We start from the raw sequence: 25,969 nt of genomic DNA, 5'->3' as shown, positions 1-25,969 counted from the left end.
TTAATTTAGTACCTTAAAATAATTATGTCATGAAAATAGAACAAATTTATACGGGATGCATTGCTCATGCAGCATACTATGTTGAAAATAATGGCGAAGCCGCTATTTTTGATCCGCTTAGAGAAGTACAACCTTATATTGATAGAGCAAAAAAAGACAATGCAAAAATAAAATATGTTTTTGAAACCCATTTTCATGCTGATTTTGTTAGTGGTCATTTAGATTTAAAAGCAAAAACTGGAGCAGAAATTGTTTTTGGACCTACTGCAAAACCAAATTATGAAGCTACAGTTGCTATCGATGGACAAGTTTTTGAGTTAGGAAATTACAAAATTAAAGTAATTCACACACCAGGTCATACGATGGAAAGTACGACTTATTTACTTATTGACGAAAACGGTAAGGAACACGGAATTATCACTGGTGATACTTTGTTTATTGGCGATGTAGGACGTCCAGATTTAGCACAACACGTTATTGCAGAATTAACACAAGATAAATTAGCGAGACATTTGTATCATTCGCTTCGTGAAAAAATTATGCCTTTAAATGATGATTTGATTGTTTATCCAAACCATGGTGCTGGAAGTGCCTGCGGTAAAAATATGAGTAAGGAAACTACAGATACTTTAGGAAATCAAAAGCGTACCAATTATGCGTTACGACCAGATATGACCGAAGATGAATTTGTAGATGAATTACTAACTGGATTAACAACGCCACCAGGTTATTTTCCTAAAAATGTCATCATGAATTTAAAAGGCTATCAATCGTTAGATGTTGTGTTAGAAAAAGCCAAGCATCCATTGACAGCCGATCAGTTTGAGATGGTAGCCAAACAAACTCGAGCATTAATTTTAGATACAAGAAATGCCAATGATTTTGCTAAGGCATTTATTCCAAACAGTATTAACATTGGCATTGATGGAAGTTTTGCAAGTTGGGTTGGAGAAATGATTTCCGATATAAATCAAAAAATCCTTTTAGTTACCGATTTTGGTAGAGAAGAAGAATGTATGATTCGCTTATCGCGAGTAGGTTATGACGGTACAATTGGGTATTTAGAAGGCGGATTTATCAGTTGGAAAAACGCTGAAAAACCTATACATTCTTTAAAAAGAATTACAGCAGAAGAATTAGAACAAATACTTGAAACGGAAGATTTACCCTTGTTTGATGTACGCAAAAAAAGCGAATTTGATGCCGAACATCTTGTGGATTCTGAAAACATACCTTTAAACCAATTATTTGCAAATATTGCTGTATTTCCAAAAGAAAAACCATTTGTAGTTTATTGTGCTGGAGGTTATCGAAGTATGATTGCAGCTTCCATTCTAAAACATAGTGGATTTGATAATTTTGTAGATGTTTCTGGAGGTTTTATCGAAATTGCAAAAATTACGAAGTTACCTAAAACGGCATATGTTTGTCCTTCAACATTGTTATAATTAAAAGAAAAGCCGCTTTAAAGAGCGGCTTTTTGTTGGTTTAGGTTGTTGTTGCTAATTGGCTTTTAAAAAATTATAAATTTCATCTTTCAAAAAAACTCTATCTTTTCTCAAATGGCTTAATTCGTCATCCATTGCTAATTCTTCATCGGTTTCGATTTTGTAGATTTTAGTATCTAATTCAGTATACGAATGTAACAAAACTTGAAATTCATCATTGTGATGATACAAGTTTTTAATCTTGTCTGCATATTCAGGAAAGTCTTGATAAATTGGATGTTTCGTTATCATAATATTAGGTTTTTTATTAGTATACTCAAAGTTACTATCAAAAAATCAAATTTGATATGACAAATGTCATTTCAAAAAAAAATCCTTACATTAAAATTGCAAGGATTTTGATATAATTTTGAACACTGAACACTGAACACTGATTAAACAGGCTCCGCGTATAAATCAAATTCGGTTGCGTCTGTTACTTTTAAATTTACGAAATCGCCTGTTTTTAAATAAAATTTTGAAGCGTCTACCAAGACTTCATTATCTACATCTGGGCTATCAAATTCTGTTCTTCCGATGAAATATTGACCTTCTTTTCTGTCAATAACACATTTGAATGTTTGTCCGATTTTTTCCTGATTCAAATCCCATGATATTTGCGATTGTAAATCCATAATTTCAGCGGCACGTGCTTGTTTTACTTCTTGTGGCACATCGTCAACTAATGCAAAAGCACCTGTGTTTTCTTCATGCGAATAGGTAAAACAACCCAAACGTTCAAATTTCATTTCTTGCACCCAATCACGTAGAATTTCAAAATCTTGTTGTGTTTCGCCAGGATATCCAACAATTAAAGTAGTTCTAATTGCCATTCCAGGAACACGTTCTCTAAATTCTTGCAATAATTTCGTTGTTTTTTCTTTCGTAGTACCACGTTTCATCGATTTTAAAATATCATCTGAAATGTGTTGCAACGGAATATCAATATAATTACAAATTTTTGGTTCACGTTTCATCAAATCTAAAACATCCATTGGGAAACCACTTGGAAAAGCATAATGCAAACGAATCCACTCAATGCCTTCCACTTTTGCAAGGTTTTCTAACAATTCGGCAAGATTACGTTTTTTGTATAAATCTAATCCGTAGTAGGTTAAATCTTGTGCAATTAAAATTAATTCTTTTACACCATTTTTAGCCAAACCTTCTGCTTCTCTTACCAATTTTTCAATAGGTTGCGAAACGTGTTTTCCACGCATCAATGGAATTGCACAAAAACTACAAGGTCTATCACAACCTTCGGCAATTTTCAAGTAAGCATAGTTTTTTGGCGTTGTGGTTAAACGTTCACCAAGTAATTCGTGCTTATAATCAGCACCTAAAGCTTTTAGTAAAAGAGGTAATTCTGTGGTTCCAAAATATTGGTCTACATCCGGGATTTCTTTCTCTAAATCAGGTCTGTATCTTTCTGATAAACATCCAGTAACAAATACTTTATCTACTAAGCCTTGTTCTTTTTTATCTACATATTCCAAAATCGTATTCACCGATTCTTCTTTTGCATTGTCAATAAAACCACAAGTGTTAATTACCACGATATTGCCTTCTTGTTCATGTGCTACATCTTTTCCGTTGGCTTTTAGTTGTCCCATTAAAACCTCACTATCGTAAGTGTTTTTTGAACATCCAAGCGTAATTACATTGATTTTATTTTTCTTTAACGATTTGGTTCTCATGCTTTTAAATTTGAGGTGCAAAATTACATAAAATAATCAGTAGAAGCACCAGCTATTGCGAATTTTTTAAAGTTTTGACCTGGCATACTGTAAATCTTTTTGCTTTGTCAAATTATCTGAAATCAAAAGAAATCAAAAAGAAAATTGTTTTCATCACGTTTAAGTGCGATGGTTTATGCATAAAAAAAACCACTTCGGTTAAAGAAGTGGTTTGATATGTTATTTTAATTTCTTAGAAATTGATAGAGTAAGTAAGTGTTACATTGTTATTGGTAGTTCTTATTCTTGCAGTATCATTCATTCCAGAAGAAACAAAAGCTAAATTGTAATTTCTGTGATCGTTAGCATAGGCTAAATCTAATCTGCTTTCACCAAAATTATACCCTAAACCTGCAGAATAACCTGTTAAATCACCCATTGCATAATCCACTTTGTATGGACTTTCTTCGAAACGATATCCACCACGAACACTCCATTGTTTAATTTTATATTCCCCACCAACTCTTAATTCATAAGTATTGTCAAATTGGTTATTCATTTGCGTGTTTAAATCTCGGTAAAAGCTATCACCTGTAGGTTTAAATTTTGTATTACTGTAGTCTTTCATGGCATAATCAATACTAATTAAACCTCTTTTGTTGAAAATATAAGCACCACTTACTGTAATTTTACTTGGCGTTTTAATTTTATATGTTTCATAAATATTAATCACGTTTGGAGCTACAATATCCTGAAAGTTGTTTGTCCCATCAGTTGTGTTTACAATAAGTCGTTGAGTTAACTCGTCATTTAATCGATACCAAGTTGGCGATTCATAAGCAACACCAGCTCTGAAACTTTCTGTAAATTTATAAATAGCTCCTAAGTTTAATGAAAAACCACTACCATAAGTATATAATTCATTATCAAATTGAATATCGGTTACTGTTAACCCTGTAGAATACAAAGGATTGTTATTGCCTTCATATACAGAAGTTACTTTTACATAATCCGTAAAGTGAGCATTTAAATTCAAACCTAAGAAAAGTTTGTTTTTGTAAGCAGTTGCAATATTAGCGGTTAACTTTCCGTTAAAGCCATTACTTGTCATATAATTGTCTTGAAAATAATTTCCACCTGTAGGAACATTAGTAAAGTAATCTACGTTGTTTGGGTCTGAATCATCAAAAGCTTCAAATAAGAATGCTTGGTAACCTAACATCGCTTGTTGTGCAGGAAATCCTAAGCCAGAAGTTTCTCCTAAATAAGTATATAAATCAGTTATGGTTTCGCCCGGCTGTAATTGCATAAATTCTAAAGGTAATCCTTGTGCTTTATCAATAAAATAATTTCCGATAGAGTTACTTGGGTTTGTACCAGCAGCATATAAGCTATTATCAAAGTCACTTGAGTTTTCGTAATTTAGTGCAACAGCAATTTTAGACCAATTTGCTTTACCCGAAAGATCATCAAAAACCATTACCCCTCCAATTTGATTTAAATCTAAAGTGCTGTGATTTTCTTTTGTTCTTGTACCAAAATAATCAGAACGATTGTGCACATTAAAACTACTTGCTGTTATACTTGCAAAGTTGTTATTAAAAAACAACGAACCAGCAGGGTTTACATTAATTGAAGATAAATCGCCACCTACTGCACCAAATGCTCCACTCATACCTCTAAAGCGAGCAGTACCAGTTAAATTGTTTACAGAATACCTTAGCGCATCATTTATAGTTGTTTCTTGAGCTAATGTAACAATAGAACTCCCTAAAAGAAGTGATAAAAATATTTTTTTCATTGCAATTTTATATTTTACTAAAACTAATTTTTAATTAATACCATTAACCTCTTCCGCCTCTTCCACCTCCAGAAGAACGTCCACCTCCAGAAGAACTACCTCCAAATCCTCCTGAAGAAGAGCTTCTTGGTGTAGAATAATTGCTACTTCTTGGTGTTGAGGTATTATTTCTTGGTGTAGAAGTGTTGGTTTTTGGTGTTGAATAATTATTTGTTCTAGGAGTTACCGTATTATTTTGTCTAGGCGTAGTTGTTCTAGGAGTTGTAGTTGTTCTAGGAACGTTATTTTGAGATGATCTTGGATTTTGAAAAGTACTTCTTGGATTTGTAGTTCTTGGAGTACCATTAAAGTTTGGATTTGTTCTTCTGCCACTATTAGTATAATTGGCAGAGTTTCTTCCTGAACCAGAATTATAATATCCATTTCCACCTCTTGGTCCAGCATTGTGTGCTACGTTTCTTCCTCTGTAGCCATTCCATCCCCAACCGTTATTGTAGTAGCCTCCCCATCCAGGGCCATAAAATCCATTTCCATAATATCCATTCCATCCCCATGGCGAATACCAGTTGTTCCAACCCCAACCCCAGTTTGCACCATACCAAGAATTCCAACCCCAGCCAGCTCCCCAGCCAAAGTTAGAATAGCCCCAATAAGGAGAATACCAATTGTTCCAACCCCAATTATTGTCATAATAATTGATTGTTATATCGGATGCATTATTACCCCAACCTGCATAACTTTGATTGTTGTATTCGTTGTTGTATACAGTAACTGTAGTGTCTTGAGGTTCTTGTGATTGATAGTTATCAACATCTGTGAAATAAGCATAATCTTCTTGCATTGCTCTAAATTGTTGAGCATATTCGTTAGATTTTTCTGTACTTTGTTCGCTATAATTGCTTTCAACTGTTTCTGTTGACTGGTCAGAAGAACCATAAACACCATCATTATTGTAATACGATGAGTTTTGATAGGAACCACATGAAGTAGCGAAAATTGCAACTAATCCCATCAAGGAAAATGCAATATTTTTCGAATTAATTGGGTAATAAGTTTTCATAACTCTTTTTTTTATTGTTGGACACTCCAAATTTAACTATTTTTGCGGAATAAATAACTTAAGATTAAGTTAAACAATTTTTATGCCAATATATTCAAAATGAGCAAAAATTTAACTACAAGAGAAGAAGATTATTCCAAATGGTATAATGAATTAGTTGTAAAGGCTGATTTAGCTGAGAATTCAGGAGTAAGAGGATGTATGGTAATCAAGCCATATGGTTATGCAATTTGGGAAAAAATGCAAGCCCAATTGGATAAAATGTTCAAAGAAACAGGTCATAGCAATGCCTATTTTCCGCTTTTTGTACCGAAAAGTATGTTTGAAGCCGAAGAAAAAAATGCAGAAGGCTTTGCAAAAGAATGTGCCATTGTAACACATTATAGACTAAAAAATGATCCCGATAAGCCCGGGAAATTAATGGTTGATCCAAATGCTAAATTGGAAGAAGAACTAATCGTTCGTCCTACCAGTGAGGCAATTATTTGGTCAACATATAAGGGTTGGGTTCAGTCCTATAGAGACTTACCTTTACTTATCAATCAATGGGCAAATGTTGTTCGTTGGGAAATGAGAACCCGTTTATTTTTAAGAACAGCCGAATTTTTATGGCAAGAAGGACATACCGCTCACGCAACGCGTCAAGAAGCGATTGAAGAATCTGAAAAAATGATGCATGTGTATGCCGATTTTGTACAAAATTTCATGGCAATTCCGGTTGTAAAAGGGTTGAAAACTGAAACAGAACGTTTTGCTGGAGCAGATGAAACTTATTGTATTGAAGCGTTAATGCAAGATGGAAAAGCATTGCAAGCAGGAACCTCACACTTTTTAGGTCAAAATTTTGCAAAAGCTTTTGATGTTAAATTTGCCAATAAAGAAGGAAAGCAGGAATACGTTTGGGGAACTTCTTGGGGAGTTTCAACCCGTTTAATGGGAGCTTTAGTGATGACGCATTCTGATGATAAAGGTTTGGTTTTACCTCCAAATTTAGCGCCAATTCAAGTGGTAATTGTTCCTATATATAAAACAGATGAACAATTTGATGCAATTTCAGAACAAGTAAATAGCTTAACTGCTGAACTTCGAAAATTAGGAATTTCTGTTAAGTACGATAATAGAGATACACAAAAACCAGGATTTAAGTTTGCTGAATGGGAATTAAAAGGTGTTCCTGTTCGAATTGCTCTTGGACCAAACGATTTAGAAAATGGAACTTATGAAATTGCTCGTAGAGATAATTTGTCAAAAGAAGTAGTTTCAAAAGAAGGTGTAGCATCTTATATTCAAAATTTATTGGAAACCATTCAAAATGATATGTTTGCTAAAGCATTGGATTACAGAGATACGCATATTACAGTGGTGAATTCTTTCGACGAATTTAAAGCGCTATTAGACACTAAAGGAGGCTTTTTATCGGCACATTGGGATGGCACTGCTGAAACAGAAGAAAAGATAAAAGAGTTAACAAAAGCAACTATTAGATGTATTGCTTTAGATAGAGTAGAAGAAGCGGGAAGCTGTATATTTACAGGTGCTCCCTCTAAAGGAAGGGTGCTTTTTGCTAAGGCATATTAAAAAAAAATAAAAATTTTTATTCAAGGTCTTGCAGAAATCAAAATTAGTTGTATTTTTGCACTCGCATTACAAAATTAATGTAATGGCCCGTTCGTCTATCGGTTAGGACGCCAGGTTTTCATCCTGGTAAGAGGGGTTCGATTCCCCTACGGGCTACATATTGAGAATAAAAAAGAATTGGTTAATGGCCCGTTCGTCTATCGGTTAGGACGCCAGGTTTTCATCCTGGTAAGAGGGGTTCGATTCCCCTACGGGCTACAGAATTAGTTGTAAATAAGTTTTATAAAATAATAATTGGTGTCTCTGTTGTTGTTTTATTAGTTAAAACCAAAGTGATTGCAAATGTAATTGTGGGAGGTTTTTCTTTTTTAACTAGTAGTTTATAACAATTATTACAATTAAAAAAAGAACAAAATGGCAAATCATAAATCTGCTTTAAAAAGAATTAGAAGTAACGAGAAAAGAAGAGTATTAAACAGATACCAACACAAAACTACTCGTAATGCAATCAAAGCTATTCGTTTAGCTACTGATAAAGCTGATGCTTCTGCAAAATTATCATCTGTAATTTCTATGATTGATAAGTTAGCTAAGAAAAATATCATTCACGATAATAAAGCTTCTAACTTAAAATCTAAATTAACTAAACATGTAGCTTCTTTATAGTCTACTGTTAGTAAATAATACTAAAGCTCTCATTATGAGGGCTTTTTTTTATGTTATGCTATTATTATTTTTCAACTAAAGTGTTGATTACTATAGTGTTTTTACAAAAATAAAGATTACCTTTGCACTTTCAAAAATAAAATAAATGACTTCTATTAGAAACATCGCAATTATTGCACACGTTGACCACGGTAAAACTACCTTGGTTGATAAAATTATGTACCACTGTCAATTGTTTCGTGAAAACGAAAACACGGGAGACCTAATCTTAGATAATAATGATTTAGAGCGTGAAAGAGGTATTACTATTACTTCTAAAAATGTTTCTGTAACTTATAAAGGAACAAAAATCAACATTATTGACACTCCTGGTCACGCCGATTTTGGTGGTGAGGTTGAACGTGTACTTAATATGGCTGATGGTGTTTGTTTATTAGTAGATGCTTTTGAAGGCCCAATGCCTCAAACGCGTTTCGTATTGCAAAAAGCAATTGACTTAGGATTAAAACCTTGTGTGGTTATCAATAAAGTAGATAAAGAAAACTGTACTCCAGAAGAAGTACATGAAAAAGTTTTCGACTTAATGTTTGAATTAGGTGCTACTGAAGCGCAGTTAGATTTTCCAACCGTTTATGGTTCGGCTAAAAATAACTGGATGTCTGATGATTTTAGAAATCAAACAGAAAACATCGAGCCTTTGTTAGATATGGTTTTGGCACACGTTCCAGCTCCAAAAGTTTCTGAAGGAACACCTCAAATGTTAATTACATCTTTAGATTTCTCTTCTTTCACTGGTCGTATTGCGATTGGTCGTTTAGAAAGAGGTGTTTTAAAAGAAGGAATGCCAATATCTTTAGTTAAAAGAGATGGTAAAGTAATCAAATCAAGAATTAAAGAATTACATACTTTTGAAGGTCTTGGACGTAAAAAAGTTGACGAAGTAATTGCTGGTGATATTTGTGCAATTATCGGAATTGAAGGATTTGAAATTGGTGATACTATTGCTGATTTTGAAAATCCTGAAGCGTTACAAACTATCGCTATTGATGAGCCTACGATGAGTATGTTGTTTACTATTAACGATTCGCCTTTCTTTGGTAAAGAAGGTAAATTTGTAACATCGCGTCACATTAGAGATCGTCTAACCAAAGAATTAGAGAAAAACTTAGCGATGAAGTTAGGTGAAACTGATTCTGCTGATAAATTCATGGTGTTTGGTCGTGGCGTTCTTCACTTATCGGTTCTTATTGAAACGATGAGAAGAGAAGGTTATGAATTACAAATTGGTCAACCACAGGTAATCATCAAAGAAATTGATGGTCAAAAATGTGAACCAATTGAAGAATTAACAATCGATTTACCAGAAAATCTTTCAGGTAGAGCTGTAGAATTCGTAACTATCCGTAAAGGAGAAATGCTTTCTATGGAAGCTAAAGGAGAACGTATGATTGTGAAATTCAATATTCCATCTCGTGGAATTATCGGATTGAGAAATCAATTGTTAACAGCTACTGCTGGTGAAGCAATTATGTCACACCGTTATATTGGATACGAGCCTTTCAAAGGAGCTATTCCAGGACGTAACAATGGTTCTTTAATTTCTATGGAAAACGGAAAAGCTATTCCTTATTCTATTGATAAATTACAAGATAGAGGTAAATTCTTCGTGGAGCCAAATGCTGAGATTTATGAAGGTCAGGTAATTGGTGAAAACTCTCGTGGTGATGATATGTGTATCAACGTAACTAAGGCTAAAAAACAGTCAAACGTACGTTCATCTGGAAATGATGAAAAAGCAAGAATTATTCCACCGATTATTTTCTCATTAGAAGAAGCATTAGAATACATTCAAAAAGATGAATATGTTGAGGTTACTCCAAAATCTATTCGTTTAAGAAAAATTTATTTGACAGAAAACGATAGAAAACGTTTTAAAATATAATTAATTTGAATCCCGATGAAAATCGGGATTTTTTAGCATAAAGAATAATGGAAATTAAATTGAAATACGGAATTGACAATTTGCTTTTCGGAATGAAAGAGCAAGATGTTACAAAAATTTTGGGTAAACCCGATACACAATACAAAGACGAGGAAGAAAACGTTGTTTTTATGTATAATGCTAGAAAACTTCGTTTGATTTTTTACAAAGAAGAAGCATTCAAATTAGGTTATATGACAACAACAAATCCAGTTGTGAAGTTGTTCAACACGACTTTAATTGGAAAGAACTGGAGTGATGTTTTTCCTGTTTTAGAAAAGAATAAAGTAAAATCTTTTGAAACCGATACAGTTGAAGGAATGATGAGTTATTTTAACGAAGAAAACTGGTTGTTTGTTCACGTTGATTATAATGAAATTGTGAAGATTGAAGTAGGTGCCGTTTTTAGTGATAAAGACGAATTTGACTGGAGATTCTAATACAATTAAGTATAAAAAAAGCCACTAATTTAATTAGCGGCTTTTTTGTTATTGATTTATCTTGATTAATTCAACTTCGAAAATCAAATCAGTATTTGGAGGAATAACACCGCCAGCACCTCTTTCACCATAAGCTAAATTGGATGGAATATAGAATTTGTATTTTGCTCCTTCTTTCATTAATTGAACACCTTCTGTCCAACCTTTAATTACTTGGTTTAAGCCAAAATCGATAGTCTCACCTCTTTGTACACTACTGTCAAAAATTTTTCCGTCTAAAAACATACCAGTGTAATGCACTTTTACATTACTTGTTGCAACGGGTTTATTTCCTGTTCCTTCTTGCAATACAATGTATTTTAAGCCGCTTGGAGTTGTTGTTGCATTAGCAAATTCTTTTATTGCTTTGTCTTTCGCTTCTTTTAGTTTTTGAGCTTCTAATTCAGCTTGTTTTTTTTGTTTTTCTGCTGCAATTTCGGCTAATGATTTTTTTATTGCCTCATTTTTAGCATTTTGAATTCTATCGTTTTCTTCTTTTTTTTCAAAGTAGGCTTTAAATATTTTTTCTGCTTTGAATTTTTTAGCTTCTTTTCCGTTTCTAATAATTACAATTGAATTAATTACATCATTTTGTGCAATTTTATCTACGATTTCTTGTCCAGAAACTACATGTCCAAAAACAGTGTGTTTGCCATCTAACCATGGTGTTTCTTTATGTGTAATGAAAAATTGACTTCCATTAGTACCAGTTCCAGCATTTGCCATTGATAAAATTCCTGATCCGCTGTGTGTTAAATCTGTAAATTCATCTACAAATTTGTATCCAGGATCACCAGATCCATCACCTTTTGGACATCCACCTTGTATCATAAAATCAGCAATTACTCTATGAAACTTTAATCCATCATAGTAGGGTTTTCCTTTTAAAGCTTCAGTTACTTGCGTATTTTTACCTTCAGCAAGTGAAATAAAATTTGCTACAGTAATAGGCGTTTTTTTGTATTCCAATTCAATTACAATTTTCCCTTTTGTAGTGTTGATTTCAGCAAAAATTCCATCTTGCTTTTTGTCTTGTGCAAATCCTAAGGTAATAAAACTTAGTGCAATTGCTAACGATTTAATTATGTTTTTCATTGTTATTATTTAGTTGGATTTTCTAATAGTTCAATTTCAAAATAAATGTTTGCGTTTGGTGGAATTATTCCTCCAGCTCCTTGTGGTCCATAGGCTAAGTTTGAAGGAATATACAGTTTTGCTTTTCCTCCAAAGTTTAATAAATTAATTCCTTCAACAAATCCGGGAATAAACTGCAAATTTCCTATGGCTGCTGGATAAGGAGCATAACCATTTTGAGCTGCTTTATTTGGATTATAGGTTCCAAATTGTTTTGCGCTTTCTTCAATAGTAGTGTCAAATTGCAAGCCATTTTCTAAAAACCCTGCATAATTGATGTAAATTTTGCTTCCTGCTGTAGGTTTTTTACCGTCACCAGGTGTGATAATTTCATAAATTAAACCTGATTTAGATTTGGTACCGTTTACTTTTAAATCATTGATTTCTTTTGTTTTGCTTTCAGCTAATACTTTTGCTTTTTCTTCCGCTTCTTTTTGTTCTTTAGCTACCTTTGAATAATAGTTTTTAAAGATTTTAATGGCATCAAATTTTTTGGCTTCACTTCCAATTCTAACAATTGTTACCTTTTCAATAACGTCATCAGATTCAATGGTATTGATGATCTCTAATCCTTCAATAACTTCGCCGAAAACACTATGCATATTGTCTAACCAAGGTGTTTCTTTATGTGTGATAAAGAATTGACTTCCATTCGTACCAGGGCCTGCATTTGCCATAGAAAGAATTCCTGCTTTTGAATGCTTTAAATCAGGATGAAATTCATCTTTAAATTTATAGCCTGGACCTCCAGAACCATCACCATTAGGATCACCTCCTTGAATCATAAAGTCTGTAATAACTCTGTGAAATTTTAGACCATCATAAAAAGGTTTGTTCTTAAATTCTTCACTTACAAAAGGGTTTTTTCCTTCCGATAGTGTTATGAAATTGGCAACAGTATTTGGTACTTTTTTGTACTCTAGCTTAACAATCATGTTTCCTTTTGATGTTTCAATGTCGGCATAAACCCCTTCCTTAAGTTGGTCGTATGATTTTGAACAAGAGGAGAAAAGTGTAATTAAACTTATAAATAAAATTGCAATAGGTTTCATTTTTTTCATCATTAATTTTTTGCTTGAGTATCTAATTTTATGTCATTTAAAGTTACAGTACAAATCAAAGGTTCATTTGTGCCAATTTTTTTATCATCGCCATGATAGCCATACGCCATATGTGAAGGGAATAAAAAAGTAACAGTTTCACCTTTCTTCATTAGTTTAATACCATCACGTAAACCCATCATAATGTTTTCTTTATCTACATAATAAATTTGAGGTTTAGTTTCTGATTTGGTATAAATTACACGACTTTTTAAATCTTTAATTTCGTAATCAAAATAAGTAATATCTCCTCTTTTAGGAAAAGCCGTTGCTTCATCTACTTTAGTTTCGTACTTGTACCAGTATCCTTTATTTGATGCGATGTACTGTTTTAAAGTGTCATTTTTTATTAACGAATCAATTATTTTTTCTTCGCTTGCTACCAATATTTTATTTCGCTCAATGGATTCTTTAATGAATGTTCCAGATGAGTGTGAAATCGGCTTGCGAGCTTGCTCTTGCTGTTGCGAACAACTAGTAAGAACAATGGAAGCAATGAGTATGTAGGTAAATTTTTTCATAGAAATTATTATTTTTCTGTTGCTAAAATAGCAATAAATTGTTGTACCGTTTCGTCAAGCGATAAAAAAGATTTTCCGCCAGCAGCATTAATGTGTCCTCCGCCATTAAAATGATTTCTAGCAAATTGATTCACATCAAAATCACCTTGTGAACGAAACGATATTTTGATTATTCCTTCTTCTTTATGTTCGATAAAAATTGCTGTAAAATCAATGCCTTTTATGCTTAAGCCATAATTTACAATGCCTTCAGTATCTCCTTTTTGATGACCAAATGCATTCAATTCATCTTGACTTAAGGTAATATATGAAGTTTTATATTGGTCTAAAATTTTTAAATTTTGAAGTGCTTTTCCAAGTAACAACAAACGATTATAACTTGAGTTATCAAAAAGTAAATTATGAATTTCACTGTTGTTGATTCCTCTATCGATTAAATCGGCTACACATTTGTGTGTTGCACCTGTAGTTTTTGGAAAACGAAAACTTCCAGAATCGGTTACAATTCCTGTGTATAAACAAGTTGCAACTGTTTTATTTAATATATTTTCGTAGCCTAATTGATAAATAAAATCATACACCATTTGACAAGTTGATCCATACGCAGTATCAGAAAAAGTATAGGTTGCATAACCATCTGGTGCTTGATGGTGATCAATCATAATACTTGTAGCGGTTAGTTTTTTTAGCAGGTTTTCCATTTGGTCACCTGTTCTATGTAAGGCATTAAAATCTAACGTAAAAATTACATCTGATTTTTCTAAAATAGCTTTACACTTATCAAAACTACGTTCAAAAATCAATACTTTTTCGCTTTCAGGTAACCAAGCTAAAAAATCTGGAAATTCGTTAGGTGCAATCACAACAACATCATGCTGTAATTGTTTTAAGATGTGATATAATCCTAAAGTTGACCCCATAGCATCGCCATCAGGGTTTCTATGTGGAATAATGGTAATTTTTTTTGGAGCAGCTAAAAGAATTTTTATAGCTTCAATTTCGTGTACTTGCATCATAGTGCGAATATATTATTTTGTAAGCTATTGTGCAATAATTATGCCTAACGTTTTAATGTAAAATGCCCTTTTATTGTTTTTCCGTCAGTCAATTGAATAGTGAACCAATAATCTGAGCTGGGTAGTGCATAACCATTTAAAGTTCCATCCCAAACTAAATTTCTGGAATTAAGTTGAATGATGAATTTACCATATCTGTCAAAAATTTCAATGGTACTATTTTGTAAATTGCGTTTATTTAAATTTTTTATGAACCAAAAATCATTCGTTCCGTCGCCATTTGGGGTGAAATATTTTGGGTAATCTAAGATGTAAAAAGATTTTGAAACAGTACCGCAACCTTTTTTGTCTTTTACAAAAACAGTATATTCTCCTTCATTCAAATTGCTAAAAATAGGTGAAGTTTGGTAATTTGTACCATCTAACGAAAATTCATAAACACCTAATCCAGAATAATCAACAGTTATTGTATTATTATCTGAAAAATCATTAATTATAATGTCGTTAATAGTCGCAATTCCAGATGCTGTAACAGTAAACGTTTTGGTTTTTGAGCAATTGTTTGCGTTTGTGAGTGTAACAATATAGGTTCCGGCTGTGTCAACCGTAATAGACTGTGTTGTCTCTACTGGATTTGTATTCCAAGTATAGCTCGAAAATCCAGCACCAGCATTTAAAATAACGGGATTATTTTCACAAAGACCTATTTCTTCATCAAAAATTAAATTTGAAAAAGTATTTACAATCAGCTGTACTGGATAATCTGAATAACAACCTTGAATATTCATTATTCTTGCGAAAATAGATTGATTATAGGCAGTTGTATTAGTATAAATTGTAGGTAAAGCTGTAGTACTAGATGGAGTTTCAAAAAATGAAATAGTATAACCCGAAGGTAAATTGGTAAATAAATCAGTTGTAATCGCAGCTAAATCAAAATTAGTAATTCCATCTTGATTGTCATCTGCATCACACAAAGTAAAGGTGTTTTCGTTTATGATTAAGTCAGTTGCATATTCAATTTTAATTTTTCCAGTGGTTTGGCACGATCCACCATAATTAATCTCAACCGAATATTCGCCCTCAGAACTTACAATGTAAGTTGCATTTGTTTCACCCACCAAAGCGATATTGTTTAGAAACCATTGATACCCTGTTGCACCGGTTTGAGTAGCATCAACAACTAATGTTTCACTTGGGCAAAGTGGATTTCCTGTAGCGATTAATCGATCATCACCAATATTAATTCCGAAATTAAAACTTCCTCCACCTAAAAAAATAGCAGAATCATATCTATGATTTCCTTCATCGGCAATGACTAATTTAATATGATAAGTTGTGCCCGGAATTACATTCGCCTGAGCTGTTAAAACGACTGTTTGACCATTATAATTCGTAGGGTGATTTGTATCATTAAATGCATCAAAATAAGCTGCATTTGCTGGTGGACAAATCGTACCTGGTCCTCTAACAGTGTTCACTTTTACAGGGGTTGATGTTCCTGGTATAACGGCTAAATTGTCATACGTAGTAGCGCTTGCTTCTTTTAATAAGAAAACGAATCCGTCTGTAAAATTACATTGATTTGATGTAGGATTGGTTAAATATTGTTCAGAAGAAAAAATATAATCAAAACTAATGTTGTTGCCAAGTGGAATAAAATCAAATTCTAAAATAGTAGCATTGAATGAATTACTTAGCCCTAAAGCTTGATTTAAATCGATATCACCATCCCAACCCATGCTTCCGCCATCATCAGAAAGATAGGAGTTTGGTCCAGGAGCATTATTGATTTTTCCAGTTGAAAGTATAATTCCATTTTCAAAAGGAAATCCAGTACCAGAAGCCTCAAAAAAGCCATAACTTTTTTCTCCAGAAGCAAAATTACCACCTGAAACACTAATATTAAAAACATTAGCGCATGGACTATTTATTAATACATCTTCAACTAAATCTTGTGCAGTATAACCTTCATCAACTGAAATATATTGCGCATTTCCGAATTGAAAAAACAATCCGAAAAGCACAATTTTAAGGGGGTTTTTTATTCTATTCATAGCATCGGCAAAGATACTACAAATCTCTCTTTTTTAAGATATAATAGGATGCAAAAATGAAAATTATTGTCCAAACTAAAACGATAGATAGTTGTGAAAAATGAATTCCATAATCTTTAGCAACTTGAGCGCCACCAATCGTTTTTTCAATCGTTTTAATTGCGCTTAGTCGTGTTACAGGTTCTTTAATCAAGTTACTCATCGATTCAATTGGAAAATATTGAATAATTGTATCCCCAAAGTTTTTGGTTTTGTCGTCTCCACGAAGAATAACAAATTTAACAATCCAATAAAAGATGTTTTCAGCGATGAACCAGATGAATAAAAAACCTAAAGCAAAAGCACTTCTTTTAACTAAAATTCCTAAAAATAAACAAAACGAAAAGAACGCAACTAGTTTTATAAAAAATGCAAATAAGTATTCTAAATCTGAAAAAACAATTGAAAATTCATTGTAGGAAGAAAAGGAATAGCCTAAAATTAATGACATTATAAAAACATAAATAGTTGAAGCAATGGCAAATCCACCAACAACTAAAAATTTTGACAATATGAATTCTTTCTTACTTAAACCGTCGATGAGATTTTGCTTTAATGTGCCATAGGTATATTCATTTGCCATCATGGAAACAATTACAATCGCTAAAAATATTTTGAATAATGCGGCCACATAAGTGTTAAAATGCCAAATGTATGGAAAGTTAAAAATACCTTGGTCAGCAATTCTAATTTCAAAAGTTCCTATGCTAAATTTTATAGAGGCAATTAATGCGATAAAACTTAGTAAAACGAAATAGGTGATTAATAATACTTTGCTAGCTTTGTTTTTCCAAATTTTTTGAAATTCTATCGATAATAATCTTTTCATGATTGGGTTAGTTTTTGGTTAATTCTAAAAATTGTTCTTCTAAACTGTTTTTTCTTTTTACAAGATGTTCTAAAACAATTTTTTGTTCAAACAAATACGCATTTAGTTCTTTCGCTGAAATTTCTTGTTTCAAATAAACCAAAATTTTGCCTTCTTCTTCAACTATTTTTTCTACGGAAGCATGATTTTGAAGTGCCAATTTTAACTGTTCATTATCGTCTGATTGTAACTCGAAAAAGCTATTATTCTCAATCATGTTGTGTACCGAACCTTGATACAGCATTACACCTTTTTGTAAAACTACCACATGACTACACACTTTTTCAACTTCATCTAATAAATGCGATGCCAGTAAAATAGTAGTTCCTTGTGAAGCGATAATTCTGATAATATCTCTAATTTGACGAATTCCTTGCGGATCTAAACCATTTGTAGGTTCGTCTAAAATTAAAATTTCGGGATCATTCAATAGGGCAGAAGCAATGGCTAAACGCTGTTTCATTCCCAATGAAAAGGTTTTGAATTTGTCGTTTTTACGGTCTAAAAGCCCAACTAATTCTAATTTTTCTTCAACCTTTGCAAAAGAAGTTCCTTTGATTTTGCATACCAATTCCAAATTTTCTTTGGCAGACATGTAGGGATAAAAGTTTGGTCGTTCAATAATTGCTCCTACTTTTTTTAAAGCATCATGTGTCGCAACTTTTCCTCCAAACCATTCAAAATCGCCTGAGGTTTTATTGACAACATTTAATACTATGCCTAAAGTGGTTGATTTTCCTGAGCCGTTTGGTCCAAGAATGCCATAAACATTTCCTTTTTTGATTTCAAAAGACACGTTTTTAACAGCGTGCAAATGTTTGTTGAAAATCTTATTAAGATGGGTGATTTTTAAAATGGTTTCCAAATTTGTTCGTTTTTTGATTTAAGATAAGACGAACGAATAGGAAAATTGTTACGAAATGATATTAATCTGCAAAAAAAAATCCTTAATCTTGTTGAATGATTAAGGATTTTTATGCATTTGGGACAAAAAGTTAATATTTTATAAAGTTGTTGATTTTTACATTTTTAGCTTTTAAATCATGCATTAAATTGTATAAACCAAAGAAAGTTCTATTGATGTAAATAAAGTGTTTGGAACCCCGATTTCCATTCATATTTCTTAATTCGGTGCTTTTTGAATAGCGTTCACCTAAATCGGCAATTTGACCAAAGAATTCATCATCAGAAAAATCAAATTCTTCCACATGAAATGGTCTTGCAAATAAGCTTAATAATTCATGAAACATCGCAGTAAAAAACTCGGTTTCTTCTTTAGAATCGTCTGTTCTTAATATTTCTAATTCGTATAATTTTGATTTAAAGAACTCCGGATTTGCTAGATTTTCTTTCTTCGCTAATTCAAAATATGGTATATAAAAATCATTCGGAACTTCTTTTATACAACCAAAATCTAAAGCAATTAGTTGGGTGTTTTTTGTAATTAAGAAATTTCCAGGATGCGGATCGGCATGCACTTTTCGTAAATTATGCATTTGAAACATATAAAAATCCCAAAGTGTCTGACCCAAAATATTCGACTTTTCAGTATCAGTATTATGAGCAGTGAATTCAGATAAATGTTCGCCTGTCATCCAATCCATAGTAATGATTTTTTCCGATGACCATTCAGGATAATATTTAGGAAAAATCAAATTTGGAATATTTTGACAAGCTTCAGCCATTTCAATACTTTGCTTTACCTCGTTGATATAATTGGTTTCTTCAATCAATTTATCTTCAACTTCTTTGAAATATTTATCCGAATCTTTTCCTTTGATATTGAACATTTTAATCGCAATTGGTTTTACCATAGCCAAATCAGAACTAATACTTTCTGCCACTCCAGGAAATTGAATTTTCACAGCAAGATTTTTCCCATCCTTGCTCGCTTGGTGCACTTGACCAATGCTTGCAGCATTTATTGAAGTGGCATTAAAAGTGTCAAATATTTCGTTTGGCTGTTTGCCAAAATAGTTTTTAAAAGTTTTATTTACCAAAGGTGGCGACAATGGCGGAACCGAAAATTGTGCTAATGAAAATTTTTCAACATAAGCACGAGGCAAAATACTTTTGTCCATGCTTAGCATTTGAGCTACTTTCAAAGCGCTTCCTTTCATTTGTTTCAAACCGTCGTAAATGTCAGAAGCATTGTTAATGTTTAGATTTTCTTTGGCTTCAGCTTCGGTTTTAGTGATTTTATCACCATAATATTTAATGTAATTTACACCAACTTTTGCTCCAGTTTGAATCAGTTTGGATGCTCTCTGAATTTTTGATGTAGGAATACTATCTATAGTTTTCATTTTTTTTGACTTTATTTTTTAGCGGTAAAAAATGGTATCGCTTTTTTGTTAAAGGATTTTGCTTCCACAAATATTTGTTTATAGCGATTTCATGTTAATTACATTTTAAATGAAGCTTTTTCTTGCCACATAAATTTTCCGAAGTCAATTAAACTTTTTAAAGGTGCAATATCCATTAAATCAAAACTGGTATTGACCGATTTTTCAATGAAAATATCTGTTTTTTCAAAAGAAAGCGAAGTGTCATCTATCCAAAATTTCAACGTGAATAAAAATTGGAACCAAGCCATTTCACTCATGGTTTTTTCTTGAATTTCAACTAACTTATCTTGTTTTAAATCGATTTTTTCAATTTCTAGGGTATCAAAGAATTGTTTGAAGTGTTTTCTCAATTCTGTCAATTTAGAAAGACTTTTCAATTTGTTTTTATCTTCTTTTAAAAGGGCAACCGTAAAACTTCTGTTGGCGGTTAACATTTCGAAATAGGTGAAGTAAAAACTTAATAATTTAGTTCTAGCATCATACGATTCAAAATCTTCACTTTTTTCAAGTAATACTATTGTTTGCTGAAATAATGAAGTGAAAAAGGTTTTTTCAATTTGTTCAAAAGATGAAAAATTGGCATAAAATACAGCTTCTTCAAAGTTGTAATGCTTCGCAAATTTATATACCGAATGTGGCGCTTTGTTATTTTCTAAAAAATAATCAATATAGAAACCTAAAATATCTTGATTAGTAATCTCTTTCTTCTTTGCCATGACTTTTAAAATTTCATCAAAGATAAAGAATGTTTAATTTATAATCAAAAAAGTTAAACAAATATTTTGTTAAAGTTCTTTCAAAAAAAACCTCAAGTACAAGGTTGTAATTGAGGTTTTAATATTTTGGATGTAAATACCTTAAGATTTCTGCTCTTTATTAAAGTAAACCAAGTAATAATACATTTGCTTTTCTTCGTCCCAACCTTTTTCAACGAATTTCTCCGCGCTTTCTGGGTTGATAAAATCCAATTTGATTTGGATATTCGTGTCTAATTGAATCGTGTTTTTTAACGTACGACGCACATCAGTCACGGCTGCATTTGCAATTGGGAAACTAGAAACGTCTTCGATGCTGTATTTTGCTCCTTTATCTACTTTATAATTTTTGAATTCTGGAATGAACTCTGGATTTTGCATTACTTCATTCAAGAACGCCGTTTCTTCAAACTCATCATTTTTAGCAAAGTGATTGATGGCACGGTTCATAAACAATACTTCTTGTTGTTTGTCTTCGGCTGGTAAAACTACTTCTTTAGCGAACTCTTGACAGAATTTCAAGTATTTCTTAGTCATGAAGTTTTCATCTTGAAAAGCATCAACTGATAAGAAATGCTCTAACCAATAACGTGCATCATAACGATTGCTATCTACAGTTAAAATTTTGTAGCCTTCTTCTTTTTTATAGTTGAAAATGATACAACCTTTGTCTAACTTATTCAAGTTGATTCCTTGTTGTAAAATCATTTCTAAGTTACTTTCTTTTTCTTCAAATTGTAAGAAATCGGTTTGTACTTCGCTTTTGAAAACACCAATCGCATCAACTACATTATTATCAATAGAAACGTGCGTAAAATAGGCTACATACACTTCTCCATTTTTAATATGCGGATGATTAGATTGCTCAAAAAGGTGTTTCGTGATTTTTTTTGAAACGTTGTGAATTTCGCTTGGGTTATTAAAAACTTCGGTTGCAAAATTGAACATGTCGTTGTATTCTAAGTCTACTTCATGCGCAAATTGAAAATAATTTTCTTCTTTTTCTCTGAAAGGTTTAAAGAAATATTCTTTTAGCAAAGGCATAATTTCGTCATTTAACCCGTATGGATTATCGGATAAAAAAATGGCTTCGTTTCTACTTTTGTTTCCTACTCTATGAATAGATAGGTTTTCAATATGTGCGTTAAATAAGTTTATCATTATTAATGTGTCAATTCGTCAATTGGTCTATAAGCCAATTAACAATGTTAGTATTAAGTTTTTATAATTGGCACATTGCCATATTAGCACATTGGCTAATTATTTAATTCCAATTTTCTTCAAATCCCATGTCTTCAAAACTGTCGTCTCCGTCAAACATGTCGTAGTCCTCATCGTCTAAATCATCTTCAAACTCACCAAACATATCTTCTTCAGACAAATCACCTCTTAATCCGCTTTGAAGCGCTTCTGCTGGAAGTTCACCATGTGAAAATAGTAAAGCTGGATAAATTTCACCAATTTGTTTGTCTTCTTCGATAGCTGCTAATTCTAAGAAAAATGTCCACATAGAAAACAAATCATACACATATACTAATTTAGTGTTTTGTTCGTGTACTAATTCGTCTAACTTATATTCGGCCATGGTTTTAATTTCGCCAGGAATATCACCTGTGTCAAATAACGGAATACCATCTTCTTCATGCCAAGCCCAATCATTTGCACACGTATAAAAAGCACCTACTTCTGTACCATCAAAACCAAACGCATTGATTAAAGCATTGTGTAAATCTTCTAATGTATTGTCGCTTTCGATGGCAATATCTCTAAAAATATCTTCTTCAGCATCGAGAATAGCTCTGAATTTATAAATCATAGTTTTTTGAAATTTTAAGAACCGCAAAAGTAAGTATAAATTACGATTTTAGTTTTAGGATTTGCGAATTGTTGATAAGATTTTAAATTTTAGTTTTAGCAATCTTATTATGATTTTCACTGACCAACATTAAAGCAGCACTGCTATACCATAATGTAAGTTCTGCTTCAAATATTTTAGCCGCTACTGCTGGATCAGAATCAACCAAAGTTTTTGCTTCTTCGATTGTTGAGCAATTAAAGATGAAAATACCTCTATAATTTTTGTCGTTTTTCATAAAAGGGCCTGCAACAACTAATTTATTTTCGTCAGCTAGTTTATTAATGTTAGCCATATGGCCTTCAAAATATTTTTGTTTTTCTTCTGCCGTTGCTGTAGTATTTGAGCCCGTTTTAAGCATACAAAAAACATATGTTTTCATGCCATACTCATCGGCTCCAATTTTTTTTGCAAGTGTAGCATCATAGTCTTTATTTTCTTGAGAAAAAACAAATGTAAAAGATAAAATAAGGCTGGTAAACAAAAATATTTTTTTCATTTTAAGTCGTAATTATTTTTGTAAAAGTAATTAAAATCATTTGAGTTACAATTCATCCTTAAAAAATGACAATTGGGTTATATTATCTTTTAAACCTGATTTTTCAGTTGCAACTTTGCTTCATCAAAATCAACTAAAATGAAAACAATCCTAACTTTTTTAATCGTATTCACTTCATTAATTTCATTTGGGCAAACCGATATCAAAGGACAAATTATTGATGAACAAGGAATGCCATTTTCGGGTGCCAATGTTTTTGTAATTGGTACTTATGATGGAACTACTTCCGACGAAAAGGGAAATTTTAGTTTCACAACAACGGCTTCAGGAAATCAGAAATTGCAAATTAGTTTTTTGTCGTATGAAACGATAATTCATGAATTTGTGGTTGAGAAATTTCAATCAAAAGTCTTTACGATTAAAGAAAGTCTTAACACCCTAAATGCAGTGGAAGTTACTGCAGGAACTTTCAAAGCAGGTGATAATAGTAAAGTAACAGCTCTTAAAGCGATGGATATTGTAACAACAGCTGGTTCTGCAGGAAACATTATATCGGCATTAGAAACTTTACCAGGAACACAAACGGTTGGTGAAAATGGAAGATTATTTGTTCGCGGTGGAGAAGCAGACGAAACCCAAACGTATGTAGACGGAATTCGCGTTGGGCAACCTTATGGAGCAAGTGCCAACAATGTGCCAACAAGAGGTAGGTTTTCGCCTTTTTTGTTTAGCGGAATCACATTTTCTACAGGAGGTTATAGTGCGGAATTTGGCGATGCTTTATCGAGTGTTTTGTTGCTAAATACTATTGATGAACCCACTCAAAATCAAACAGATATTTCAATTATGACAGTTGGAGTTGGATTAGGGAAAACAAAAAAATGGGAGAAAAGTTCGTTTACATTTAATACTAGTTACATCAATTTGACGCCCTATCAATTGGTTGTTCCGCAAAATTTAGATTGGAATAAGCCTTATGAAACTTTAGCTGGAGAAAGTGTTTTTCGATATAAATTTAAAAACGGCATTTTAAAAGTCTACGGAGCTTTCGATTATTCTACCTTCGATTTGAATCAGAAAGATGTAAATTTTGATGAGAAGATTCGTATTGATTTACAAAACAATAACTTCTATTTCAATACTTCGTATAAAGGTTATTTGAATGATAATTTACAACTTCAAACGGGATTTAGTTATGGTTATGCACAAAATAAAATCGGAATTTCAGCGGACAAAGTTGCGAATAATGAACGAACATTGCATACCAAATTCAAACTAAGAAATTCATTCTCAAACCGATTCAAACTGAGTGTTGGCACCGATTTGTTTCACACAAATTTTGATGAAAATTTCAATGTTTTTGGGTATGGCTATCAAAATAATTCCATTGCATTTTTCACTGAAGCGGAAGTTTTATTGTCAAGAAAAGTAGCTTTTACTATTGGATTACGTACTTCAAATGCTTCGATTGTTGATGAATTCACAGTGGAGCCAAGGGTTTCTTTTGCATACAAAGTGGCTGAAAATAGTCAGTTTTCAATGGCCTACGGAAATTTCAACCAAACCGCAAAACAAGATTATTTGAAGTTCAACTCTAATTTAGATTATGAAACAACGTCGCACTACATTTTGAATTATATGTACAACAAACAAGGAAGAATGTTTCGTGCGGAAGCGTATTTTAAGGATTATAAAAACTTGGTAAAATACGATGGAACACAAGCCAATTTTGACAGTAATTACAATAATGAAGGTTTCGGTTATGCAAAAGGTTTGGATTTGTTTTGGAGAGACAGCAAAACCATCAAGAATTTAGAGTATTGGATTTCGTATTCGTTTATCGATTCGGAACGCGATTTTAGAAATTATGAAACACAAGTTACGCCTTCATTTGTTGCAAATCATAATTTTTCATTGGTTACTAAGTATTTTGTGAGTAAATGGAAATCTCAACTTAGTACGACTTATTCTTTTAATTCAGGAAGACCATATGATAATCCAAATGGCACTGAATTTATGTCTGAAAAAACAAAATCATTTAATAATTTAAGCTTTAGTTGGGCATATTTGTTATCGCAACAAAAAATATTATTTTTCTCAGTAACCAATGTCTTAGGAACCGAAAATGTATTTGGTTATCAATATGCCAATGCGCCAACTATTTCGGGAGAATTTCAACGTCAATCCATTACGCAAGCTGCCGATCGATTCATTTTTGTGGGTTTCTTTTGGACCATTAGCGATAATAAGAAGACGAATAATTTGGATAATTTATAGGCTGGATGACGGAATAAACTAAATTATTAATTAAAACTACAATTCATCATTAAAAATCAACAGTTCGGTAAGTATAAGTTTTAAAAGATTAAAATCTGGCGGAAATTTGAATCATCAAAAATTAATAATTAAATCATAAACAGAAAATATCATGACAAAAATTATCACTATCATCGCATTATTTGTAGCTTCATTAGTAAGTGCTCAAGGACAATTTGAACAAGGAATGGGAAAAGCATTGCAAACCTGGAACCAAGGAAAACCTGCAGATGCAGTTGCGCAATTAGAACGAATTGCTTCAGTTGAAAAAACAAATTGGTTACCCAATTATTATATCGCATTAATAAACACCACGCAAGCTTTTGGTGAACAAGACAAAACGAAGATGTTATCGTTAATTGAAGCGGCTCAAAAAGCACAAGACGTTTGTAACGATTTAGCAATGGACAACCCAGAAGTTTTAGTAATGCAATCTATGATTCATACCGCTTCAATTGTTTATGATCCAATGACAAACGGACAAAAATTATCGGGAGATGTGCTGTATATTTTGAATAAAGCGTACAAAATTGCTCCTGAAAATCCGAGAGTTGTATTTCAAAAAGCATCATTTGAAATTGGTATGGCACAATATTTTGGACAAGATACGAAACCAATGTGTGCTCAAATTGAAAAAGCAATCGAACTTTTTGCTACTTTTAAACCTGAAACCGCTTTGCATCCAAGTTGGGGATTAGAAAGAGCACAAGCTGAGTTTGAAAAATGTAAATAA

The 25,969-nt window shown here is 32.4% G+C and carries 23 protein-coding genes and 2 tRNA genes; 9 read left to right on the top strand and 16 right to left on the bottom strand.

The annotated features are described in order from the left end of the window. Positions 1 to 29: 29 nt before the first annotated feature. Positions 30 to 1,448, top strand: a complete 1,419-nt coding sequence (locus OLM52_RS06715; RefSeq protein WP_264550361.1) for an MBL fold metallo-hydrolase — start codon at positions 30 to 32, stop codon at positions 1,446 to 1,448. A 54-nt stretch (positions 1,449 to 1,502) separates the two neighbouring features. Here OLM52_RS06715 and OLM52_RS06710 read toward each other — a convergent pair whose 3' ends face one another. The 4 genes from OLM52_RS06710 to OLM52_RS06695 form a co-directional block, all read right to left on the bottom strand. Continuing rightward, entirely contained in the window at positions 1,503 to 1,739 is a 237-nt protein-coding gene (locus OLM52_RS06710; RefSeq protein WP_264550360.1) for a YdcH family protein, read from the bottom strand. Between the two features lie 143 nt (positions 1,740 to 1,882). After that, positions 1,883 to 3,184: a 30S ribosomal protein S12 methylthiotransferase RimO gene (gene rimO, locus OLM52_RS06705; RefSeq protein WP_264550359.1), complete on the bottom strand. Its 1,302-nt coding sequence runs from the start codon at positions 3,182 to 3,184 to the stop codon at positions 1,883 to 1,885. Positions 3,185 to 3,416: 232 nt separating this feature from the next. Further along, positions 3,417 to 4,964 carry an OmpP1/FadL family transporter gene (locus tag OLM52_RS06700; RefSeq protein ID WP_264550358.1) on the bottom strand — a complete coding sequence of 516 codons (1,548 nt, stop codon included), beginning with the start codon at positions 4,962 to 4,964 and terminating at the stop codon, positions 3,417 to 3,419. Positions 4,965 to 5,007: 43 nt separating this feature from the next. Further along, the gene (locus tag OLM52_RS06695) at positions 5,008 to 6,024 is read right to left on the bottom strand and encodes a hypothetical protein (protein ID WP_264550357.1); all 1,017 of its coding nucleotides are present in this window, start codon (positions 6,022 to 6,024) and stop codon (positions 5,008 to 5,010) included. Positions 6,025 to 6,123: 99 nt separating this feature from the next. Between OLM52_RS06695 and proS the strand changes: the two genes are divergently transcribed. From proS to OLM52_RS06665, 6 genes are all read left to right on the top strand, one after another. Then, entirely contained in the window at positions 6,124 to 7,602 is a 1,479-nt protein-coding gene (gene proS, locus OLM52_RS06690; RefSeq protein WP_264550356.1) for a proline--tRNA ligase, read from the top strand. Positions 7,603 to 7,686: 84 nt separating this feature from the next. Beyond that, a tRNA-Glu gene (locus OLM52_RS06685) sits at positions 7,687 to 7,758 on the top strand. Between the two features lie 30 nt (positions 7,759 to 7,788). Beyond that, positions 7,789 to 7,860, top strand: a tRNA-Glu gene (locus tag OLM52_RS06680). Positions 7,861 to 8,016: 156 nt separating this feature from the next. After that, on the top strand, positions 8,017 to 8,268 hold the full coding sequence (gene rpsT, locus OLM52_RS06675; protein WP_008254132.1) for a 30S ribosomal protein S20: 252 nt from the start codon (positions 8,017 to 8,019) through the stop codon (positions 8,266 to 8,268). Positions 8,269 to 8,413: 145 nt separating this feature from the next. Beyond that, the gene (typA, locus tag OLM52_RS06670; protein WP_264550355.1) at positions 8,414 to 10,210 is read left to right on the top strand and encodes a translational GTPase TypA; all 1,797 of its coding nucleotides are present in this window, start codon (positions 8,414 to 8,416) and stop codon (positions 10,208 to 10,210) included. Positions 10,211 to 10,257: 47 nt separating this feature from the next. Next, the gene (locus OLM52_RS06665) at positions 10,258 to 10,689 is read left to right on the top strand and encodes a hypothetical protein (RefSeq protein WP_262317873.1); all 432 of its coding nucleotides are present in this window, start codon (positions 10,258 to 10,260) and stop codon (positions 10,687 to 10,689) included. A 48-nt stretch (positions 10,690 to 10,737) separates the two neighbouring features. On the opposite strand, the gene OLM52_RS06660 is transcribed toward OLM52_RS06665, so the two are convergent. The 12 genes from OLM52_RS06660 to OLM52_RS06605 all read right to left on the bottom strand — a co-directional run bounded on the left by OLM52_RS06660 (position 10,738) and on the right by OLM52_RS06605 (position 22,920). Next, the gene (locus tag OLM52_RS06660; RefSeq protein ID WP_264550354.1) at positions 10,738 to 11,823 is read right to left on the bottom strand and encodes a peptidylprolyl isomerase; all 1,086 of its coding nucleotides are present in this window, start codon (positions 11,821 to 11,823) and stop codon (positions 10,738 to 10,740) included. 5 nt (positions 11,824 to 11,828) lie between these two features. Then, the gene (locus tag OLM52_RS06655) at positions 11,829 to 12,914 is read right to left on the bottom strand and encodes a peptidylprolyl isomerase (RefSeq protein WP_264550353.1); all 1,086 of its coding nucleotides are present in this window, start codon (positions 12,912 to 12,914) and stop codon (positions 11,829 to 11,831) included. 11 nt (positions 12,915 to 12,925) lie between these two features. Next, a complete protein-coding gene (gene gldI, locus OLM52_RS06650) occupies positions 12,926 to 13,483 on the bottom strand; it encodes a gliding motility-associated peptidyl-prolyl isomerase GldI (protein WP_264550352.1) in 558 nt (185 codons plus the stop codon). 8 nt (positions 13,484 to 13,491) lie between these two features. Next, entirely contained in the window at positions 13,492 to 14,499 is a 1,008-nt protein-coding gene (locus tag OLM52_RS06645) for a DHH family phosphoesterase (protein ID WP_264550351.1), read from the bottom strand. A 44-nt stretch (positions 14,500 to 14,543) separates the two neighbouring features. Next, complete coding sequence (locus OLM52_RS06640; RefSeq protein ID WP_264550350.1) at positions 14,544 to 16,556, bottom strand: T9SS type B sorting domain-containing protein; 2,013 nt, start codon at positions 16,554 to 16,556, stop codon at positions 14,544 to 14,546. A gap of 16 nt (positions 16,557 to 16,572) precedes the next feature. Further along, entirely contained in the window at positions 16,573 to 17,424 is an 852-nt protein-coding gene (locus tag OLM52_RS06635) for an ABC transporter permease (RefSeq protein WP_264550349.1), read from the bottom strand. Positions 17,425 to 17,431: 7 nt separating this feature from the next. Further along, positions 17,432 to 18,328 (bottom strand): ABC transporter ATP-binding protein, encoded by an 897-nt coding sequence (locus tag OLM52_RS06630; protein WP_264550348.1) that lies wholly within the window; start codon positions 18,326 to 18,328, stop codon positions 17,432 to 17,434. Positions 18,329 to 18,458: 130 nt separating this feature from the next. Beyond that, a complete protein-coding gene (locus OLM52_RS06625; RefSeq protein WP_264550347.1) occupies positions 18,459 to 19,769 on the bottom strand; it encodes an ABC1 kinase family protein in 1,311 nt (436 codons plus the stop codon). 98 nt (positions 19,770 to 19,867) lie between these two features. Then, a complete protein-coding gene (locus tag OLM52_RS06620) occupies positions 19,868 to 20,527 on the bottom strand; it encodes a TetR family transcriptional regulator C-terminal domain-containing protein (RefSeq protein ID WP_264550346.1) in 660 nt (219 codons plus the stop codon). Positions 20,528 to 20,668: 141 nt separating this feature from the next. Continuing rightward, a complete protein-coding gene (locus OLM52_RS06615) occupies positions 20,669 to 21,727 on the bottom strand; it encodes a nucleoid-associated protein (RefSeq protein ID WP_264550345.1) in 1,059 nt (352 codons plus the stop codon). Positions 21,728 to 21,830: 103 nt separating this feature from the next. After that, a complete protein-coding gene (locus OLM52_RS06610) occupies positions 21,831 to 22,382 on the bottom strand; it encodes a plasmid pRiA4b ORF-3 family protein (RefSeq protein WP_264550344.1) in 552 nt (183 codons plus the stop codon). Positions 22,383 to 22,464: 82 nt separating this feature from the next. Continuing rightward, on the bottom strand, positions 22,465 to 22,920 hold the full coding sequence (locus OLM52_RS06605) for a YciI family protein (RefSeq protein ID WP_264550343.1): 456 nt from the start codon (positions 22,918 to 22,920) through the stop codon (positions 22,465 to 22,467). 138 nt (positions 22,921 to 23,058) lie between these two features. Between OLM52_RS06605 and OLM52_RS06600 the strand changes: the two genes are divergently transcribed. Next, positions 23,059 to 25,197 carry a TonB-dependent receptor gene (locus tag OLM52_RS06600; protein WP_264550342.1) on the top strand — a complete coding sequence of 713 codons (2,139 nt, stop codon included), beginning with the start codon at positions 23,059 to 23,061 and terminating at the stop codon, positions 25,195 to 25,197. Positions 25,198 to 25,348: 151 nt separating this feature from the next. Then, positions 25,349 to 25,969, top strand: coding sequence for a hypothetical protein (locus OLM52_RS06595; protein ID WP_264550341.1), 621 nt, complete (start codon positions 25,349 to 25,351; stop codon positions 25,967 to 25,969).

This window comes from Flavobacterium sp. N2820 (assembly GCF_025947285.1).
GTDB lineage: Bacteria > Bacteroidota > Bacteroidia > Flavobacteriales > Flavobacteriaceae > Flavobacterium.
This window is presented reverse-complemented; position numbering and strand designations above follow the sequence as displayed.

Coding starts and splice junctions, on each gene's coding strand:
- rpsT (WP_008254132.1), top strand. CDS start 8,017: ATGGCAAATCATAAATCTGCTTTAAAAAGAATTAGAAGTAACGAGAAA.
- gldI (WP_264550352.1), bottom strand. CDS start 13,483: ATGAAAAAATTTACCTACATACTCATTGCTTCCATTGTTCTTACTAGT.
- OLM52_RS06710 (WP_264550360.1), bottom strand. CDS start 1,739: ATGATAACGAAACATCCAATTTATCAAGACTTTCCTGAATATGCAGAC.
- OLM52_RS06640 (WP_264550350.1), bottom strand. CDS start 16,556: ATGAATAGAATAAAAAACCCCCTTAAAATTGTGCTTTTCGGATTGTTT.
- OLM52_RS06665 (WP_262317873.1), top strand. CDS start 10,258: ATGGAAATTAAATTGAAATACGGAATTGACAATTTGCTTTTCGGAATG.
- OLM52_RS06715 (WP_264550361.1), top strand. CDS start 30: ATGAAAATAGAACAAATTTATACGGGATGCATTGCTCATGCAGCATAC.
- OLM52_RS06625 (WP_264550347.1), bottom strand. CDS start 19,769: ATGAAAACTATAGATAGTATTCCTACATCAAAAATTCAGAGAGCATCC.
- OLM52_RS06615 (WP_264550345.1), bottom strand. CDS start 21,727: ATGATAAACTTATTTAACGCACATATTGAAAACCTATCTATTCATAGA.
- rimO (WP_264550359.1), bottom strand. CDS start 3,184: ATGAGAACCAAATCGTTAAAGAAAAATAAAATCAATGTAATTACGCTT.
- OLM52_RS06635 (WP_264550349.1), bottom strand. CDS start 17,424: ATGAAAAGATTATTATCGATAGAATTTCAAAAAATTTGGAAAAACAAA.
- OLM52_RS06655 (WP_264550353.1), bottom strand. CDS start 12,914: ATGAAACCTATTGCAATTTTATTTATAAGTTTAATTACACTTTTCTCC.
- OLM52_RS06695 (WP_264550357.1), bottom strand. CDS start 6,024: ATGAAAACTTATTACCCAATTAATTCGAAAAATATTGCATTTTCCTTG.
- proS (WP_264550356.1), top strand. CDS start 6,124: ATGAGCAAAAATTTAACTACAAGAGAAGAAGATTATTCCAAATGGTAT.
- OLM52_RS06595 (WP_264550341.1), top strand. CDS start 25,349: ATGACAAAAATTATCACTATCATCGCATTATTTGTAGCTTCATTAGTA.
- OLM52_RS06660 (WP_264550354.1), bottom strand. CDS start 11,823: ATGAAAAACATAATTAAATCGTTAGCAATTGCACTAAGTTTTATTACC.
- typA (WP_264550355.1), top strand. CDS start 8,414: ATGACTTCTATTAGAAACATCGCAATTATTGCACACGTTGACCACGGT.
- OLM52_RS06700 (WP_264550358.1), bottom strand. CDS start 4,964: ATGAAAAAAATATTTTTATCACTTCTTTTAGGGAGTTCTATTGTTACA.
- OLM52_RS06610 (WP_264550344.1), bottom strand. CDS start 22,382: ATGATTTATAAATTCAGAGCTATTCTCGATGCTGAAGAAGATATTTTT.
- OLM52_RS06620 (WP_264550346.1), bottom strand. CDS start 20,527: ATGGCAAAGAAGAAAGAGATTACTAATCAAGATATTTTAGGTTTCTAT.
- OLM52_RS06605 (WP_264550343.1), bottom strand. CDS start 22,920: ATGAAAAAAATATTTTTGTTTACCAGCCTTATTTTATCTTTTACATTT.
- OLM52_RS06600 (WP_264550342.1), top strand. CDS start 23,059: ATGAAAACAATCCTAACTTTTTTAATCGTATTCACTTCATTAATTTCA.
- OLM52_RS06645 (WP_264550351.1), bottom strand. CDS start 14,499: ATGATGCAAGTACACGAAATTGAAGCTATAAAAATTCTTTTAGCTGCT.